The sequence below is a fragment of the Porphyromonas endodontalis genome, from assembly GCF_052173515.1.
Lineage (GTDB): Bacteria > Bacteroidota > Bacteroidia > Bacteroidales > Porphyromonadaceae > Porphyromonas > Porphyromonas endodontalis_A.
Genome location: NZ_JBQMYL010000007.1, coordinates 92,284 through 107,933, shown reverse-complemented (window position 1 = coordinate 107,933; position 15,650 = coordinate 92,284). Strand labels below are relative to the sequence as shown.

The following is a 15,650-nucleotide window of genomic DNA, read 5'->3' as shown; positions in this document are numbered from 1 at the left end:
TGTAAGAACTTCATTGTTCAGAGGGAATTGAATCTTAATTTATAGAGAAATAAAAGAGGGAGAGCTTTGCAACCCTAAGATGAAGAGCCTTCTTCTCTTCTCTCTCCCATTACGAGAGAGAAATACTCGCCTCTACTGCTCCCAATGGACAGGTAGAGAAGGGGGCCATCCGTTTGCGTACTATCAGAGGCCTACGAGTATTATGCCCGCTATCATCTTTGTTTTTTTCTTACTCTTGACTTAGACTTTTAGAGCCATATTTGTTATACACCTGCTCTCTCTCTCTATGCACAAGACAAAGACAGGATATTCCACCCCGCAAACAGGATGCCAGAATAAATCTTGGAATAAACATAGGAATCCAAACGACCCCAGAAGCGGAGTACAAAGGTAAGAAAGCAAACCTCCCTAGAGAAGGAAACTATTGTAGTTTAGTAGTTTACTACAACTTGGAACACATCGCTATGCACTCCTTTTCAGCCACAAAGGAAGTCGAAATGTAGGGACTAACCAAAAAGTTAAGATAGTTTATGCCGAATTCTTAACGAAGCATAAGGAGGTGTAAGGAGTGATGGGAAGTCTTTACTCGGAGAATTAAGTCAAGATTTATACTTCTTCTATTGTTTGTTTCCTTTCTAATGATCTATATTTATCTTTTATGAATCCCTTGAAAGGAATCCTTAAGATTATTGAGAATGTTAATTTGAGAATTTTCTATTGAACGAGGCTATAATAAATAAGGGTTTAATGGGATATAAGGAGAATTTTTCAGCCTATTCTTTGGGGGAAAACTGCCCTAAAAAGATTTGGAAATTAGCTGGTTTGTCACTGCATTTCTGACTGAAAAATAAAGTTTTTCTGCCCTAAATTGATTTCTTTTCTAGGCAGATCGGATTTGACCGCTTCACGAGGAGGTATTTGCCTCCTCCCTCAGGAGGAAAAGAGAATCCCCTTTGGGACGAACGCCTTGTGATGCGGATCTGTAAAATCAGGTAGAGATGTAGTACCTTCGCTCCATGGAACAAGGGAAAAGCATCCAAACAGAAGACGAGCGCGCCATGCGTGCCGCTCTAGATGAGGCGTATCTTGCCAAAGAGGCGGGAGAGGTGCCTATTGGCGCCGTTGTGGTCTATCAAGGAAGAATTGTAGGGCGAGGACGTAACCGAGTGGAGCAATTGCAAGACCCTACGGCACACGCTGAAATCCTTGCCATCACGGCAGCAACGGAAAATTTGGGAGCAAAGTACCTTACTGATTGTACTCTGTACGTTTCGCTCGAACCCTGTGTGATGTGTATGGGAGCTCTGCGATGGGCACAAGTGTCGCGGATTGTGTATGCCACCTCCGACCCCAAGGCAGGTTATCACGTATTAGCCCCTAAGGCTCCGCATCCTCGCGCGGTCATTGAGGTCGGTCCCTTTGGCGAGGAAGCTGCAGACCTTCTGCGCAGCTTCTTTTCGGAGCGTCGCTAGCGCACCTCGATAATTACGCTTTCTCCGGAGAGTAGAGTAGTACCGATTAGCCGATGGCTGCTCCCGGGGCGAATCTTCGTTTTCTTGTAAAAATCAACAGGCTTGAGGGGGAAATTGCGTTGCGAGAAATCTGCCTCGGGGTACACTTGGTTCAGTCGTTTCAATTCGCTGGATTTAGCAGGCGTCACGCGCACTACTTCGTAGCATTTGCCTAGGAAGTGGCTAGGCTTTTGATCCGTGGTATAGATGTGGCTATTTGGGTGCAGGGGTAGGGCGTTGTAGGCAATGCCGATGGAGTGGTAGAGGCCGCTCTTTTGTAGGGCAGCCCCCGGGAGCAGTAGATAGTGCTCTAGGGCTGAGGCAAAGTGATGGGTTTGTTCGCTTTCTTCCGCCGGAGTTCCACAAAATCTGTTTACTACGAGCCCCTCTGGGGATAACTGTACTGCAATGAGAGAGGGCGGAGTGGCTTCGCTCTGAGTAGAGAGTGTCGGGATGTAGAGCAGTAACTCCTTTACCTCGTCGCCACTCTGCACAATGTGTACCTCTTGTACGGAGGGGAGTTGCCGCAACACCTCTTTAATGTCCTCCATGGGAGAGACTTTGATGAGGATTCGACCTTGATACTCTAGCCTTTGTAGCGTGTGGCAGACTTCAATAGGGGATGGCTCTGTATCGGCAAGAGCGTAGGTGCGAGCTCCCCCCTGAGCGCGTCGAGCCGGATCGAAATAGAGCATCTCCATCCCGTTTGCTACCAGTCGCTCCAATTCGTCCAAAAGGGAGCCCTGTTGTATTTCTACTCGAGTTGGAGAGTAGCTCTCTCCCATAATGCGAGGGATGTTGTATTGAGCTGCCGTGGCAAAATCCTCGTTTCGCTCTAGGTAGATAGCGCGTTGGGCTCTCCTTGCAAGGTGTGAGAAGTCAATCCCTAATCCCCCAGTACCATCGACCAGAAAGGGGCTGGGTGCAAACGTCTCTGCCTTGTAGCGTGCCGTTGCTTCGCCGGAGCTTTGTTCGTAGGTGATGCCCTCGGGTAAAAAGATGCCTAGTGAAGAAAGAGAGGGGTATTTGTGTGCTATTTTTTCGCGGTAGGTGATCTGTAAGGCCAAATGTTGGCGGAGGGTGGGAGATAGAGAAGACTTCCCAAAAAGGATCCGGTCGGGGGATTTATCTCGCCACTCGCCTTTTGCCAGATCCATTATTCTCTCAATTTCTTCTAGAGTAAGCATGGAGTGATGGGAGGTAAGTTGGGCTAGAAGTCAAGTAGTTTGTAGCGTTTCCGCACCTCCGGCATGTCTATCTTTTCTTGGAAGTGCCACCACTCCCGTGTGTAGCAACGGAGGCCTACGCGGTCCATTACAGAGCGTAAGAGCTGTCGATTGCACTGTGCTTCTTTGGTTATTTTGCCCTCTTTAACGAGCCTTGCCTCTTGGTCAGTGTGAGCTTCCTCTCCAAAGAAATCGAAGTCGGTACCCATATCCAATAATGTACCCTCGGCATCAGCGATGGAGAGATCCACTGCCACACCATAATTGTGTCGCCCACCACGCGCTCCATTAGCTACGTAGACTTTGAGAGGCGTATCGCGCACAACGGCATACATCGTTCGCTGCACACTTATGGGGCGCGAAGCATCAAAAATTACGAAGTGATAGCCGGGGTGCTCCTTATTTAGCAGGCATTGTGCCTCTGCTATACGTTGGGCAAATTTGGGTTGGAAATAGGCTCTGGAGAGACCTTTGTAGAGCTGTTGCTTCGTGAAGTTTTGCGTTGTGGCATATCGGAGGTCAAGTCGAATCTCGGGAGCCAAACTGCATACATCCACAAGTCCTGCAGCTTCCATTTTAGAGTCAATAGCCCCCTTATCTTCTTGAGAAGATTGAGTGCGGACTTTTAACAGCGGGAGTGCGGTACTATGCGCGACACAAACCAGCGAGAGTAAGAGGGTGAGGATCTTGTGTTTCATCGAAGCGTAAAAAGAAAAACCCACCTAGGCAACCCCCAAAGAGGTAGGCTAGGCAGGTTTTATTCTGTTCTATAAGGATTTATTTTATACCCAAACGTGCACGTACTTTAGCCGTGAGGTCGATGGCATCCTTACCAGCGTGGAGGAATGCTCCATACTCTAGTACATAGGTACAGCCGGCTTCGTCGCCAGCCTTTTTAATGGCATCGAGTACTTTTTGTTGGATAGGAGCAAGAAGTGTTTCTTGTTGCTTCTGAAGGTCTTGCTGCATTACCTGCATAGATTGTTGAATGCGGTTTTGCATGTCCACAAGCTCCTGCTGACGGCTTTTGCGGATAGCTTCGGAGAGCGAATTTTGCTCCTTGGTAAAAGCCTCCACCTTGGTGGTATACTCTTGTTGCATCTTCTGCACTTCTTGCGTGTACTTGGCATCAAGTTCTTGGAGGCGCGTCTGAGCTGCTGTAGTCTCGGGCAGAGCTGCCATGATCTCTTGCGTGTTTACCATGGCGATCTTTTGCTGAGCCACGAGTGCTAGGGGGCAGAGAGCCACCACCAAGCTGATGATAATTTTCTTCATACTGAGAATATTGTTGAGTGATTAATAATTGATTTTATGCTGTTGGATGGGTTACTGTCTGATGTTATTTGCTGTACCCCATTTTTTTGAGTACCTGATCGCTGATGTCGATCCCGGGATTGGCATAGATAATACCGGAGGTGCCTCTATCAAGTACGAGTTGGAAGCTATTGGCTTTTGCGATCTCTTTGATGGCTTCCCATATCTCATCTTGGATCGGTTTCATCATCTCATTGCGTTTCTTGTATAGCTCTCCTTCGGGACCAAAATACTTCGTTTGCAATTCGGCTGCTGCCTGTTCCTTTTTTACGATCTCGTCTTCGCGAGTTTTCTTTTGAGCGGCGGAGAGGAATACAAGATCCTTCTGATATTTTTTGTAGAGGGTCTCGGCTTCGGTCTGTACCTTCTGTACTTCTTGTTGCCACTTCTTGGAGACAGACTCAAGTTGCTCGTTCATCATCTCGTAGTTAGGGATGTTTTTGAGGATGTACTCCATGTCTACAAGAGCATACTTTTGGGCAAAGGCAGTCAGCGTAGTGGCCGCTGCAAAGAGGAGTGAGATTACTAGTCGTTTCATGTCAATTAGGCTTATATTGTACTTATATTCTGTTGGAGCCCCAAAAGGGGCTTAGGTTTATTTGCTATACGTTATTAGAACTCTTTGTTAAGCACGAAGTGTACATTGCTCCCCCCTCGATCGGTGCTGTTGTTGGGGCGATCGAAGCCGTATCCCCAGTCGATACCCAAGAGCCCTACCATTGGCAGAGTGATGCGAACGCCCAGCCCGGCAGATCTTTTCAGATTGAAGGGGTTGAGGTCTGAGATATTTGTCCAAGCATTCCCGGCTTCTATGAATGCAAGTGCCCAGATATTGGTCTGCCCCTGGAAGACGATAGGCATGCGAAGCTCGGTGGTGAGACGCATAAAGGCCGTGGCATAGTCGTAGTTGCTACCTGCGATAGTCCCGTTTTTGTACCCACGTAGCCCGATAGTTTCGTTCATGTAGCCTCCCACATAACCACTCATGCCGTCACCTCCCATGTAGTAAGTGCCAAAGGGCGAACGCTTATAGGGGTGATACGAACCTAAAATCCCGAGGTCGAGACGATTCATCAGCACGGGAGTATATTGTACCATTTGGGGGTTGGCAAGGGGGGTAAATACGCGCCCTGTAAAACGCCACTTGTGGTACTCTACAAACTTGTAGCGCTTGTTGGCCGAGAGTCTGGGGTCTGAATAATCGACATTGTCGAAGAGAGAATAGGGCGGAGTGGCCGTAACACTCAAAGAGAACTCAGACCCACGACGTGTGTAGATGGGGTTGTCGAGCGAGGAGCGAGAGAACCTAAGTTGTAGGTTTATGTCGTTGGCAGAGCCGTTGTGGAAGCCCTCAAATGTATCGTAAACCCAGTCGTTGAGATGGTAGTAATTGTAGTTGAGGGAAGCATAGAACATAAACCAATTGTCGGGCCAATTGAGACGCTTACCATACCCGATAGACCCTCCTAAGATGGAGAGAGATTGGTTGGGGTTGTACGCCTTCTCCATGAGAGCACTGCCGTCGTATCCGTAGCCGCCCCCATAGTTGCCGTAGCCTCCATATCCTCCGTAGCCGTATCCACCATACCCATAGTAGGGGTTATACGCTCCGGCTTGAGACGATATTTTGTTGTTGTAGAAGCGTGTGTCTAGGGCTGTTTGGCGTGAATAGAAAATACTTGCAGAGAAGTAATTGGGTCGTTTGCCCCCAAACCAGGGATCGACAAAGGTGAGACCATATTGTTGGTAATAGCGTCCATTGGTGGAGACATTGAGCGAAAGGGTCTGGCCATCTCCCTGTGGGATAATTCCCTTGTACATGCTGGGATGGAACAGATTGTACATAGAGAAGTTGGTAAAGCTAAGCCCTACACTCGCGATAAGACCGGCTTGGCTCCAACCTAGAGACATCTCAAACTTGTCACTTCGTTTGGGCTCCAAGTTATACTCAATATCCACTGTCCCATCTTGTGTATTGGGCACAGGTTTGGGGACGCTTTTCTCCGGGTCGAATTGGTTGAGTTGGTTGAGCGCCATGTACGAATTCATCAAGTCCTCTTTACTAAAGAGCTTGCCCGGTTTTGTGTAAAGCTCTCGACGGATCACGTTTTCGTACACAAGGTCATTCCCCTTGATGAGTACTTTGCTAATGGTTGCTTGGGGACCTTCGGTGATTCGGAGGTCTAGATTAACAGAGTCTCCCCCCACAATCCCTGTCTCTATGGGGTCTATGTGGGCAAAGATGTAGCCGTTGTTGTAGTAGAGGTTGGCTACAGCATCTTCGTCTACGGAGAGCCTGTTCTCGAGTCGTTTTTGGTTGTATACTTCCCCCGATTTTATGCCGAGCATGGCATTGAGGTACTCTGTAGGATACTTCGTATTTCCCACAAATCGGAGGCTTTTGATGTAGTATTTCTTCCCTTCGTCCAGCTTGATTCGGATTTTGATACGCTTGGGATTTTGGGGGTCTTTTACAATGGTGTCGGAGAGGATTTCGGCATCGCGATACCCTGCTTCGTGGTAGCGCGTCAGTAGGTTGTTGAGGTCTTCTTTGTAGTCCTTTTCGATGAATTTTTTTTGACTGAAGATCTCTAGAATGCTAGACCATGCACGGCCTTTCCCAAGAGAAAAGGTCTCGTTGGTCTTCTTCATGGAGGCGCGTAGGGCGTTATTACTTAGCTCTTTATTGCCAACGAATTCGATCTGACTTACTTTGATTTTGCTCTTCTTGTCGATAACAACCGTAACGAGGGCGTGATTTTGTTTCGAGAGGTCGTTTTTTTGTTCCACCTCTACGGTCATGTCACTGTAACCCTTCTCGTCGAAGTATTTCTTGACAAGTTGTTTGGTACGGTCAATGATATTGGGGGTGAGTTGCATCTCGGCACGTAACCCGGTGCGCTCCTCTAGGTCTTTTCGTTCACTCTTGGTAACTCCGGTAAAGGTAACCCCGGAGATTTTGGGGCGTTGCTTGAGTTGGATTTCGATCCAAATCTGATTCCCCTCTATTTTCTTTGCTATGATGCGGGCATTGTCGAAGTATCCGTTGCGCATAAAGCGGCGTACAGCATCGCTAAAGGCAATGCCGGGCACCTCTACGAGATCGCCAACGTTAAGTCCGGAGAGGCTAATAAGTACCGAGTTATCGTAGCCCTCTCCCCCTGTTATCGCTATGTCGGCAATTCGATAGTTCGTGGGGCGTGCATAGTTGATTTCTACCTTATCACTTTTGGGAGACTCGGGAGTATCTGTTTGAGCCCGAAGCTGAAAAGATAGAAGAGATAGCCCCGAGAGGAGCAGAATCTGAGCTAGGAAATTACGCATCATAGAGTATCTTGAGGGGCTGCGTTCGCTGCCGATGTTACTTTGTTTTCGTTCAGATGACTGGGGGATTGTCCCTCCACAAGTCCGAATCGTCTGTGTCGTTGAGAAAATTCGTAGAGCGCCTTTTGGAGGTCTTCTTCGTCAAAGTCCGGCCAGAGGGTAGGGCAGAAGTAGAGCTCGGAATAGGCTATTTGGTAGAGGAGGAAATTGCTGACACGTAACTCGCCTCCCGTGCGGATGAGGAGGTCGGGATCGGGTATGCCGTAAGTGGAGAGATAGGGAGCCAGAGGTTCGTCTCCCGATAGATCTTCCGGAGAGATTTTGCCCGAGGCTATATCTTGTGCCAAGGTGCGGACGGCATGGTTTAGCTCCCATCTTGAGGAGTAGCTAAGGCACACAACAAGGGTAATCGTGCTGTTGTGGGCTGTTTGCTCCATGGTGCGCTCTACGGCTTGGCGAGTACTCTCGGGCAGGCGATGGAGGTCGCCAATAGCAAGGATGCGCACGCCCTCCGAGGCAAACTCAGGGGCATAGTACTCCATACTCTGTACCATAAGGGCCATAAGGGCATCCACTTCCGCCGTTGGGCGTGCCCAATTCTCCGAACTGAAGGCGTAGGCCGTTAGTGTCTCGATGCCTGCTTTGGCGGCGGCAGCCACGGTGCGTCGGAGAGCTACTACCCCCTCCACATGACCGTAGGAGCGGTCTTTCCCTTGTGCTGTAGCCCAACGCCCGTTGCCGTCCATGATGATGGCAACATGCTTGGGTACTGCCTTGCAAGGCACTTTAGATCCGTTATTATCGTGCAATTTGCTCATTTATGTTGCAAGAAGAGCCTCGGGAAGAAAATTCGTACGTTATCCCCAGGGTTATTAGTAGCATTCCATCTCCTCCTTTATACCAAGACGATTGAAGTCGGTATGGGTTGCTAAGAAAAGAGGATTCAGTACTGAGTGCATCCAGTCTATCGGTAAAAAACTGTCGCCCTCCGAGGGAGGCAATGAGATTGAGGCGGTTCGCTATTTTATATTTGATGCCGAGAGCTCCCTCTATCCCCGGCATAAATGTGTGAGCGTCTTTGCCAAAAGCGGCGCCTACGGATAGCCCAAGGGCAAGGTAGGGACTCCACCTACGTGTGTGGAGAAATGGGTATTTATCGCTATAAGCAAAGAAGTTATATTCCCCTTTTATGGAGAGTAATAGGGCGTGAGCCGCAAAGTTGACTTTGCTTGTTTGTTGGGGATAGACTTGGTTCCGTATTCGGCTATTACCATGAATGTAGTTGTAGGTAAGATCTCCCGAGAAGGCAATGCGGAAATTGTGATTATAGCGCATTTGTGCCCCCACTCCTCCACCTACGGATGCAAAAGGAACTACCCGATTGGCGTCGCCTAGGTAGCTATTAACCGAGGCAATCCCACCCCATTCTAGGCGATACTCTTGCGCATTAAGGGCAGAATGTATCCCGCCCAAGATGAGCAACAAGAGCCACCAAGGATACTGAGAGAGCCTATTTCCCTCCGATCTGTTCGAGCAAAACTTCTGCATTGAGAGGGGGCTGTTTTTAGTTTAAGATGGAAGACCTCCCTTCCCAAATGGTTTGGTCGAGTGAACCATCGGTCTTCTTCCCGCCAAAGAGGAAGAAAATTAGTTCACCTCGTGCGAACCCAAAGAGTTTTCCATATCCTCCAAAGGGGAGTGTTTCGTGAGGTAGCATGAGGGCGGAATTACGCGCCGTCCATGTGACTCCTTGGTCTTTGGAACTGTAAATTGTAGCCCCTCGCTGAGGAGAGTGGCTAGCCGGATAGACGCAGTAAAGTAGTCCCTTGTTGCTCGATGTTGAGATGAGAAGTGGAGCCTCTGCCCCCTCAAAAGGAGGGAGTAGATCCTTGTCGCTTTGAGGCGTGGGCGTGAGCCAATCGAGACCGGTTGTCGTAGTCCAAGTGAGGCGAGATGGCTTGCCACTAGCTGTTTTTGCACCTACCAAGACGAGGAGGGGATGGTGTGCAACCTCAAAGAGGGCTGTGCTGCGTCCGCTCATGGGAAAGTCTTCCGGCACTTCCTCGCCCCGCTTGTATACCCCATTGCCGGGGAGGCATGCGAAGTAGTTTTTGCCCGAAGGGTCTTGCTCTATCATGCAAAGAGTAGGATAGGTCCGCCCACGTTCTGTGAAGGCGCCAAGCAGTATGCTACCATTATTGTAGCGATTTTCTTCGAGCCATTGCTTTCCTCCGTCTAGACTCACAATGCAAGTTTGGGTAGGAGCTGTTCCTAGAATGGCATAGAGGACGCCTTCTGAGGTGGCGATGGCACTTGTGACGGGTTTCCCCGATAGCCCTGTTGGCACTTCTTCCCATACGAGGGTGTTGGCAGGAGCGTGATAGAGCTGAGTCTGTGCTCCCTGAGAAGCAAAGATATATAGATCCTTGTCTGACCGGCAGAAGATGGTTTCTTTGCCGCTTAAATCGGGAAGTTTACCTGCGATAACAGGCATCCAATAATACGAATCAGGGTTGTTTATTTCCTTCAGGATCTGTACCGTATAGCTTTTCTTTAGCGCTTTTTCTTTGTTCGTAACCTCTACAGTAATTTCCTTATTCCAGCGGTCGCGAAGGTAGATAGAGTCCGCAGCACTACGCTCAATCTCCTTCCCGTCAATGAGCAACTTGAAGGTAGCCGGGGTTTGTATCCCAACCTTGATTTTTACCGAATCAATCTGAGTGCCATAGGGAAGAGGCTGAGCATTGTAGATTTTTCCCTTCGCATGATCGATAGAAAAGAACACTTTCTCCAAGGTAGGATTGGACTTTGATGTGAGTACAAAACTCGACACTTGTACCGTGGTTAACTCGGGGTTTTGGATTTCCTTGTTGCTGATACAGCTTGAGGCAAAGAGGAATATGAGCAGCCCAAGTGCGGAGCTAAGGGCGTGTTGTATACTGCGATGTTTCATTGTGCACACTATATATTACGACACAAAGATAGCCTTTCTCCGTGAATACGACACTTCTAGAGCGAAGAGAAAATACAACAAAAATCCCTTTTCCCGTGGGTACTTATCTCTCCCTAGGGGTACCTGATTTGCGCCGATCTTTTGCGCATTGCGGAATAAACCCTTGCCTTGGGCAATATTGGTTGCAGACCTAGCGCATTTTTTCTCCCTCCCAAACGGGCAAAAAAATAGCCCTGTATCCAAAAAAGTACAGGGCTAAATTGAAAAATTTTCTGGGTAATTTCTCTCCCACATTCCAGCCTAGAATGGAGAATTTTCTAGCGAGAAACGAAATGAAAATCAGCCTCGTTTCTTTTTCCCTCTCCGCCGAGGGCTTTTTCTAGCCGGCTACGCTATGCCGGAGAGTTGCAGGATGGCGTTGTATAGCTCGCGGTCGTTGCGTAGCCGAGGGATCTTGTTTTGTCCTCCCAACTTACCCTTTTCTTTGAGGTAGCGTTCGAATGATCCTTTGGGTACAGCCCGAATCTCCAAGGGTTGGAGGGTCATTCCCGGACTGCTCTTGGCTTCGTAATCTGAGTTGATTTTGCGCAATTCTTCGTGCAGACGTTGGGCAAATAGAGCGAGATCTTGAGGGGCTTGGTCGAACTCAATAAGCCAGTCGTGCCGACCTTTGCCCGTAGAGGCATCGAAGTAGGGAGCTGCGGTGTATTCGGTAATGGTAGCCTGCTGTTCGCTACTTACCCGAGCGAGGGCTTCGTCTGCATTGCATACCATGAGTTCCTCTCCAAAGGCATTGATATAACTGGTGGTGCGCCCTACGATGATGAATTTATAGGGATTGCGTTGGGTAAATCGGATGGTATCCCCTATGATATATCGATACAATCCCCCGAGGGTGCTGATAACAAGGGCATAGGTTTTGCCTACTTCCACCTCTACGAGGGGGATTGCTTTTGGGTCGGGAGAGTCCAGTTCTGCCAGAGGAATAAACTCGTAGTAAATACCATAGTCGAGCATCAGGAGCATGGCAGGGTCGTTGGGGTCATCTTGGATCCCAAAGAACCCTTCGGAGGCATTATAGGTCTCCCTGTACTGCATACGTGGTGAGGGAATGAGGCGTTTGTACTCCTCTCGGTAGGGGGCAAAGCTGATCCCTCCGTGGAAGAATACCTCCAATTCGCTCCATACTTCGCTTAGGTTATCCGCTTTGGTATCCTCAAGTAGTCGTTTGATGAGGGTAAGCATCCAAGAGGGGACGCCCGAGAGGCTCCCCACGTTAGCGTCTCTTGTCTCGGCTATGATGGCAGGGATTTTCTCCATCCAGTCCTCAAGGAGGAGGGTTTCTTTGGAGGGAACTCGTATGGCACTGCCCAAACGGGGCATTTGTTCGATGAGAATGGAGCTCAAGTCTCCTCTAGAGATATTGGGCGTGAGGGGAGTCGGTTTTTGACTTCCGCCGAGTACGAGCCCTTTTGTCTTGAAAAAACGGCTGTCGGGTCGCGTGGCTAGGTAGAGCCATAGGGCATCCGATCCCCCTTTGAAGTGGCACATCTGTAGATGTAGCGGGTTCACAGGGATATATTTACTGCGCCCTCCCGAGGTGCCGCTAGAGACCGCAAAGCGATTGCATCCCCCACGTACGAGCACGTTGCTCTCGCCCTGGATCATACGATCTGTGTATCCTCGCAAATCTTCGTACTGCACAAGAGGCACGATGGAGGCGTACTGCTCGGGAGTGGAGACCGCTGCAGCGCGTGTCTCCCATCCGTACTCCGTGGCGCGAAGGCAGCGCATAACGCGTTGCCATTGGCGGTATTGTAGTTCCTCGGCTCGCTGTGGATAGTAATGATGGATAGTGGCAAGACGGGGGCGCATGGCCGTGTAGATAGTACGAGTTAGAGCATCCATATAGAATATTTTGCTGCTATACTTATTTAGTGACACTGTGTTACCCCTACGAGCCTGTGGTATCTAGCCCCTAAGGGGTGGTAGTATACAAATAGCGTATATTGGTTGTGTGTGGGGTAGTGATTGCCCTCAATGGCTTGGGCTGTATAGGGGTGGCTCTCCTCGCCTTTTGCTGCGAGATAGAGGTAGGATAGGTAGCCCCCTTTGAGGAGTAGCTCTGCGGTATAGGCTCCCTCTTGGCTAGAGTAGTGTAGGAGACGCTCTTCGTAGGGGAGATAGTCGAATGCTTCGCCTTCGAGGATGGGTTGCAGCCCATTGGCTAGAGGCTCGCTTTCGAGTCGGAAGCAGACTCTGTAATAATCGGTAGCGGTGGCAATATCGCCATCGAGATTGCGAGAGCGGATTACGTACTGCCCCATAGCTCCTTGGTCGGTACTATGGAAGTCGCTTTGGGATCGGTTGTAGTTGGTGTAGAGAATGAGCCTATTCGCCTCCTTCTCCACTGCGGAGCGTTCTACCCCTAGGGAGGGGATATACGGACTGAGGTATTCCATGGCGTGGTATTCATTCCCTGCCTCAAAAGCGAGAAGTTCGCGCCGGTATTGGAGTTGGTCCAGCCCCCTAAAAGAGGGACGGCGAACCCATAGTACATTGTCGCGTCGGCTATTCTGTGCCACCACCAGCGTGAAGTCGAGGTCGGAGGTGCTTCCTCCCAAATGCTCTGTGCCCACACTTACTTCTAAGTGTTGCTTGTGTGGGTCTATTCCCCAAGTCTTATCTACATTCCCTACGAGGGTGGCAAGGGGCTCTACCACAGCGAATGCCGCTTGCACGAGAGGCCGTTCCGGCTCCATGGCATCGTAAACAGTCAGGAGGTAGTTGCCCGATAGAATGGGATGAGGTGAACTCGCTTGGGATAGCGTGAGTGAGTAGTGCCGGTAAGAGACTTTGGTAAGAGAGGAGGGGATGGAGGGAGGGAATTCGCCTTCGGAGTAGCCTGATTGGAATTCTGTTTTAGCGAGACCGGAAGGGTTCCACCCGGTATCGCAATGCTGTAGTTGGTAGCGAAGGGTGTGCGGTTCGTCGTCTAGGAGGTCGAAAGAAATTAGTAACCCCTCTTTCCCACCTAGGATGTAATAGGGAAAGGGTATCCACTCTTTGCGCTCGGGGATGGGTTTGATTTGTAAGGCGTTTACTCGCCCATCGAGCATGGTAGAGGGGAAGAAGCTTTGAGCACGAGCCCCTCCTACCACCAGACTTGTCAGTAACAAGCATAGGACGATACGTACAACTCTATTCATACGCCGGCAAAGGTACATAACTCTTGCTACTAGGGGAGCCTTTGGACAGGGAAGCCAAAAGTGGTACGCCAAGAGCGAGGGAGGTAGCGATTGAGTAGGCGAGCGAGAAGAAGGGGCAGGGGCAAGTTGGAGACAAAAGAGGCGATCATGGCAAGGTTAATACCCCATGCACTGCCCGAGACTAACGGGAAAATCCAGAGCCTAAAGACGAGTACGTTGAGGAGCATCAGTAGAGCTATCGGGTAGCAGAAACGTGCGAGATCTCGCCATAGAGGGCGTTCGATCCATTTGCCCACCTTAGAACTGGCTCCGTAGATAATGACGAGTAGGAAGGTAAAGTAGGGAAGCGTAAAAAGAAGGATCCAAGGTTGCTTGTAGGGCGTCAGGATGCGCGCTACCAGCACTACATGGAAAAGCAACAATGCCATTATCGTAACACGACCCGGCACGCCCCTACGGTAGATCTTTTGCACCAAGGCTCCGAGAATGAAAAAGTGGGCGTTCTTTATGGTCCAGGCTAGGGCAAGAGGATCTTGATGCGCCTCAACCTCAAAGAGCGTGCCCAGTGCATAAAGCCCGAGTCCTACCCCATAAGCGATTACGGCTTGCCTAAGGCTGAGTTGCTTCGGGAGTAAAAGGGTGATGCCGTGCAACCAAAAGAGGGCAGGCAAAATCCACAGATAACCGATGCTTTGGGTGCGGGGGAAGAGCAACCATTGGGTATAGCTCGTAAAGGGGCAGCTCCCAGCCAAATAATTGGGCAGGCCAACAGCCACAAAATAAAGGATGGTGGTAAAGAGCCAGTAGGGGTAGAGCAGGCGATCGGCTTTGCCCAAGAGAAGGGAACTTCGCTTGCGGTTGGGGGATGGCGACTCCCCTCTAATACTCCAAAGATACCCCGAGAGGGAGAGCAGTAGAGGTAGCCCTGCAAAAAGTTTGTTTACATAAAAGGTGTACCAAGCAGGTACGGAAACACCCCCGAAGAGGGCATCTCCGCCACTGGGTGCCGCTAGCGCGAGCGCAAACTCAAGTATGGCAATAAACGATACAAACGAGATGTCTCGTCGTTGGAGGTGCTCTGTATTGCCCACCTTAGTAAGAAAAAGGGTTGGTTTGGGTTGAGACTAGTACTGTTCTTCGCTATTGGGGAAGTCTCTTGTCTTCACATCCGTAATGTATTGCCCCACCGAGGCGCGCACAGCTTGCCCCATCTCGGCGTAGAGGCGCAGGAAGCGTGGACGGAATCCCTCGTTCAGTCCCAACATGTCGTGCAGCACGAGTACTTGCCCATCTACGTTACCCCCGGCACCGATACCAATAATGGGGATGGAGAGTTCACTCGCTACGCGCTCTGCAAGGGTGGCAGGGATTTTTTCCAAAACGATGGCAAAGCAGCCGAGCTCCTCGAGCAAATGGGCATCGGCTATCAGCTTCTTGGCTTCAGCTTCTTCCCGGGCACGGACATTGTAGGAGCCGAATTTGTTGATAGACTGAGGGGTGAGACCGAGGTGCCCCATTACGGGGATCCCTGCCGAGAGTATGCGTTGTATGGATTCGCTAATCTCGCTACCGCCTTCTACTTTGATGGCATCCGCATGGGTGATCTTCATCACTTTGATAGCAGAGTCTAGTGCCTGCATCGGGTTCCCCTGGTACGATCCGAAGGGGAGATCCACTACGACCAATGCCCGCTTTACCGCCTTCATTACAGACTTCCCATGGTAGATCATCTGATCAAGAGTAATGGGCAGGGTGGTGGTGTTGCCTGCCATAATGTTGGAGGCAGAGTCTCCTACCAGTATTACATCCATGCCGGCACTATCTACAAGGGTAGCCATGGTGTAATCGTAGGCCGTGAGCATGGCGATTTTTTCTCCGCGCTCTTTCATCTCTCGTAGTCGGTGTGTTGTTACTTTACGAGAGTCTTCGGGTTGATAAGTAGACATTGATTTTCTCTATTGGATTGGTACCATTTATTCCTCTCTTCGTAGGTGGAAGAGGGATACTCTTGATGTTGTCTTTGGGAGGGGGTTACTCTTGTTGAGCCTTTGTGGATGCGAAGAGAATGGGTAACGAAACAAGCCCAAAGGAGGAAGGTATGAGACAGTACTTT

Annotated in this window: 13 protein-coding genes; 1 reads left to right on the top strand and 12 read right to left on the bottom strand. The window is 49.9% G+C overall.

Features of this window, described 5'->3' with window-relative positions:
• Positions 1-1,016: 1,016 nt before the first annotated feature.
• Positions 1,017-1,472 carry a nucleoside deaminase gene (locus tag ACTTHR_RS05075; protein WP_442605413.1) on the top strand — a complete coding sequence of 152 codons (456 nt, stop codon included), beginning with the start codon at positions 1,017-1,019 and terminating at the stop codon, positions 1,470-1,472.
• On the opposite strand, the gene ACTTHR_RS05070 is transcribed toward ACTTHR_RS05075, so the two are convergent.
• From ACTTHR_RS05070 to panB, 12 genes are all read right to left on the bottom strand, one after another.
• On the bottom strand, positions 1,469-2,698 hold the full coding sequence (locus tag ACTTHR_RS05070) for a THUMP-like domain-containing protein (protein WP_442605412.1): 1,230 nt from the start codon (positions 2,696-2,698) through the stop codon (positions 1,469-1,471). The two genes, ACTTHR_RS05075 and ACTTHR_RS05070, sit on opposite strands and share 4 nt — an antisense overlap.
• A 23-nt stretch (positions 2,699-2,721) precedes the next feature.
• A complete protein-coding gene (locus ACTTHR_RS05065; RefSeq protein ID WP_442605411.1) occupies positions 2,722-3,435 on the bottom strand; it encodes a M15 family metallopeptidase in 714 nt (237 codons plus the stop codon).
• A gap of 79 nt (positions 3,436-3,514) precedes the next feature.
• Positions 3,515-4,012 (bottom strand): OmpH family outer membrane protein, encoded by a 498-nt coding sequence (locus tag ACTTHR_RS05060; protein ID WP_276773141.1) that lies wholly within the window; start codon positions 4,010-4,012, stop codon positions 3,515-3,517.
• Positions 4,013-4,076: 64 nt separating this feature from the next.
• Positions 4,077-4,589 carry an OmpH family outer membrane protein gene (locus ACTTHR_RS05055; protein WP_276773137.1) on the bottom strand — a complete coding sequence of 171 codons (513 nt, stop codon included), beginning with the start codon at positions 4,587-4,589 and terminating at the stop codon, positions 4,077-4,079.
• 74 nt (positions 4,590-4,663) lie between these two features.
• The gene (locus ACTTHR_RS05050; protein ID WP_442605415.1) at positions 4,664-7,375 is read right to left on the bottom strand and encodes a BamA/OMP85 family outer membrane protein; all 2,712 of its coding nucleotides are present in this window, start codon (positions 7,373-7,375) and stop codon (positions 4,664-4,666) included.
• Positions 7,375-8,193 carry a polyprenyl diphosphate synthase gene (gene uppS / locus ACTTHR_RS05045; RefSeq protein WP_442605410.1) on the bottom strand — a complete coding sequence of 273 codons (819 nt, stop codon included), beginning with the start codon at positions 8,191-8,193 and terminating at the stop codon, positions 7,375-7,377. The genes ACTTHR_RS05050 and uppS overlap by 1 nt, the downstream gene beginning before the upstream one ends.
• Positions 8,174-8,923, bottom strand: coding sequence for a hypothetical protein (locus tag ACTTHR_RS05040; RefSeq protein WP_442605409.1), 750 nt, complete (start codon positions 8,921-8,923; stop codon positions 8,174-8,176). Before ACTTHR_RS05040 ends, uppS begins: the two co-directional genes overlap by 20 nt.
• Before the next feature lie 16 nt (positions 8,924-8,939).
• Positions 8,940-10,328, bottom strand: coding sequence for a DUF6242 domain-containing protein (locus ACTTHR_RS05035; protein WP_442605408.1), 1,389 nt, complete (start codon positions 10,326-10,328; stop codon positions 8,940-8,942).
• A gap of 387 nt (positions 10,329-10,715) precedes the next feature.
• Positions 10,716-12,236 (bottom strand): GH3 auxin-responsive promoter family protein, encoded by a 1,521-nt coding sequence (locus ACTTHR_RS05030; RefSeq protein ID WP_442605407.1) that lies wholly within the window; start codon positions 12,234-12,236, stop codon positions 10,716-10,718.
• 26 nt (positions 12,237-12,262) lie between these two features.
• A complete protein-coding gene (locus ACTTHR_RS05025; RefSeq protein ID WP_442605406.1) occupies positions 12,263-13,537 on the bottom strand; it encodes a type IX secretion system plug protein domain-containing protein in 1,275 nt (424 codons plus the stop codon).
• 29 nt (positions 13,538-13,566) lie between these two features.
• A complete protein-coding gene (locus tag ACTTHR_RS05020; RefSeq protein WP_442605405.1) occupies positions 13,567-14,628 on the bottom strand; it encodes a hypothetical protein in 1,062 nt (353 codons plus the stop codon).
• A gap of 33 nt (positions 14,629-14,661) precedes the next feature.
• On the bottom strand, positions 14,662-15,483 hold the full coding sequence (panB, locus tag ACTTHR_RS05015; RefSeq protein ID WP_004333550.1) for a 3-methyl-2-oxobutanoate hydroxymethyltransferase: 822 nt from the start codon (positions 15,481-15,483) through the stop codon (positions 14,662-14,664).
• Positions 15,484-15,650: the final 167 nt, after the last annotated feature.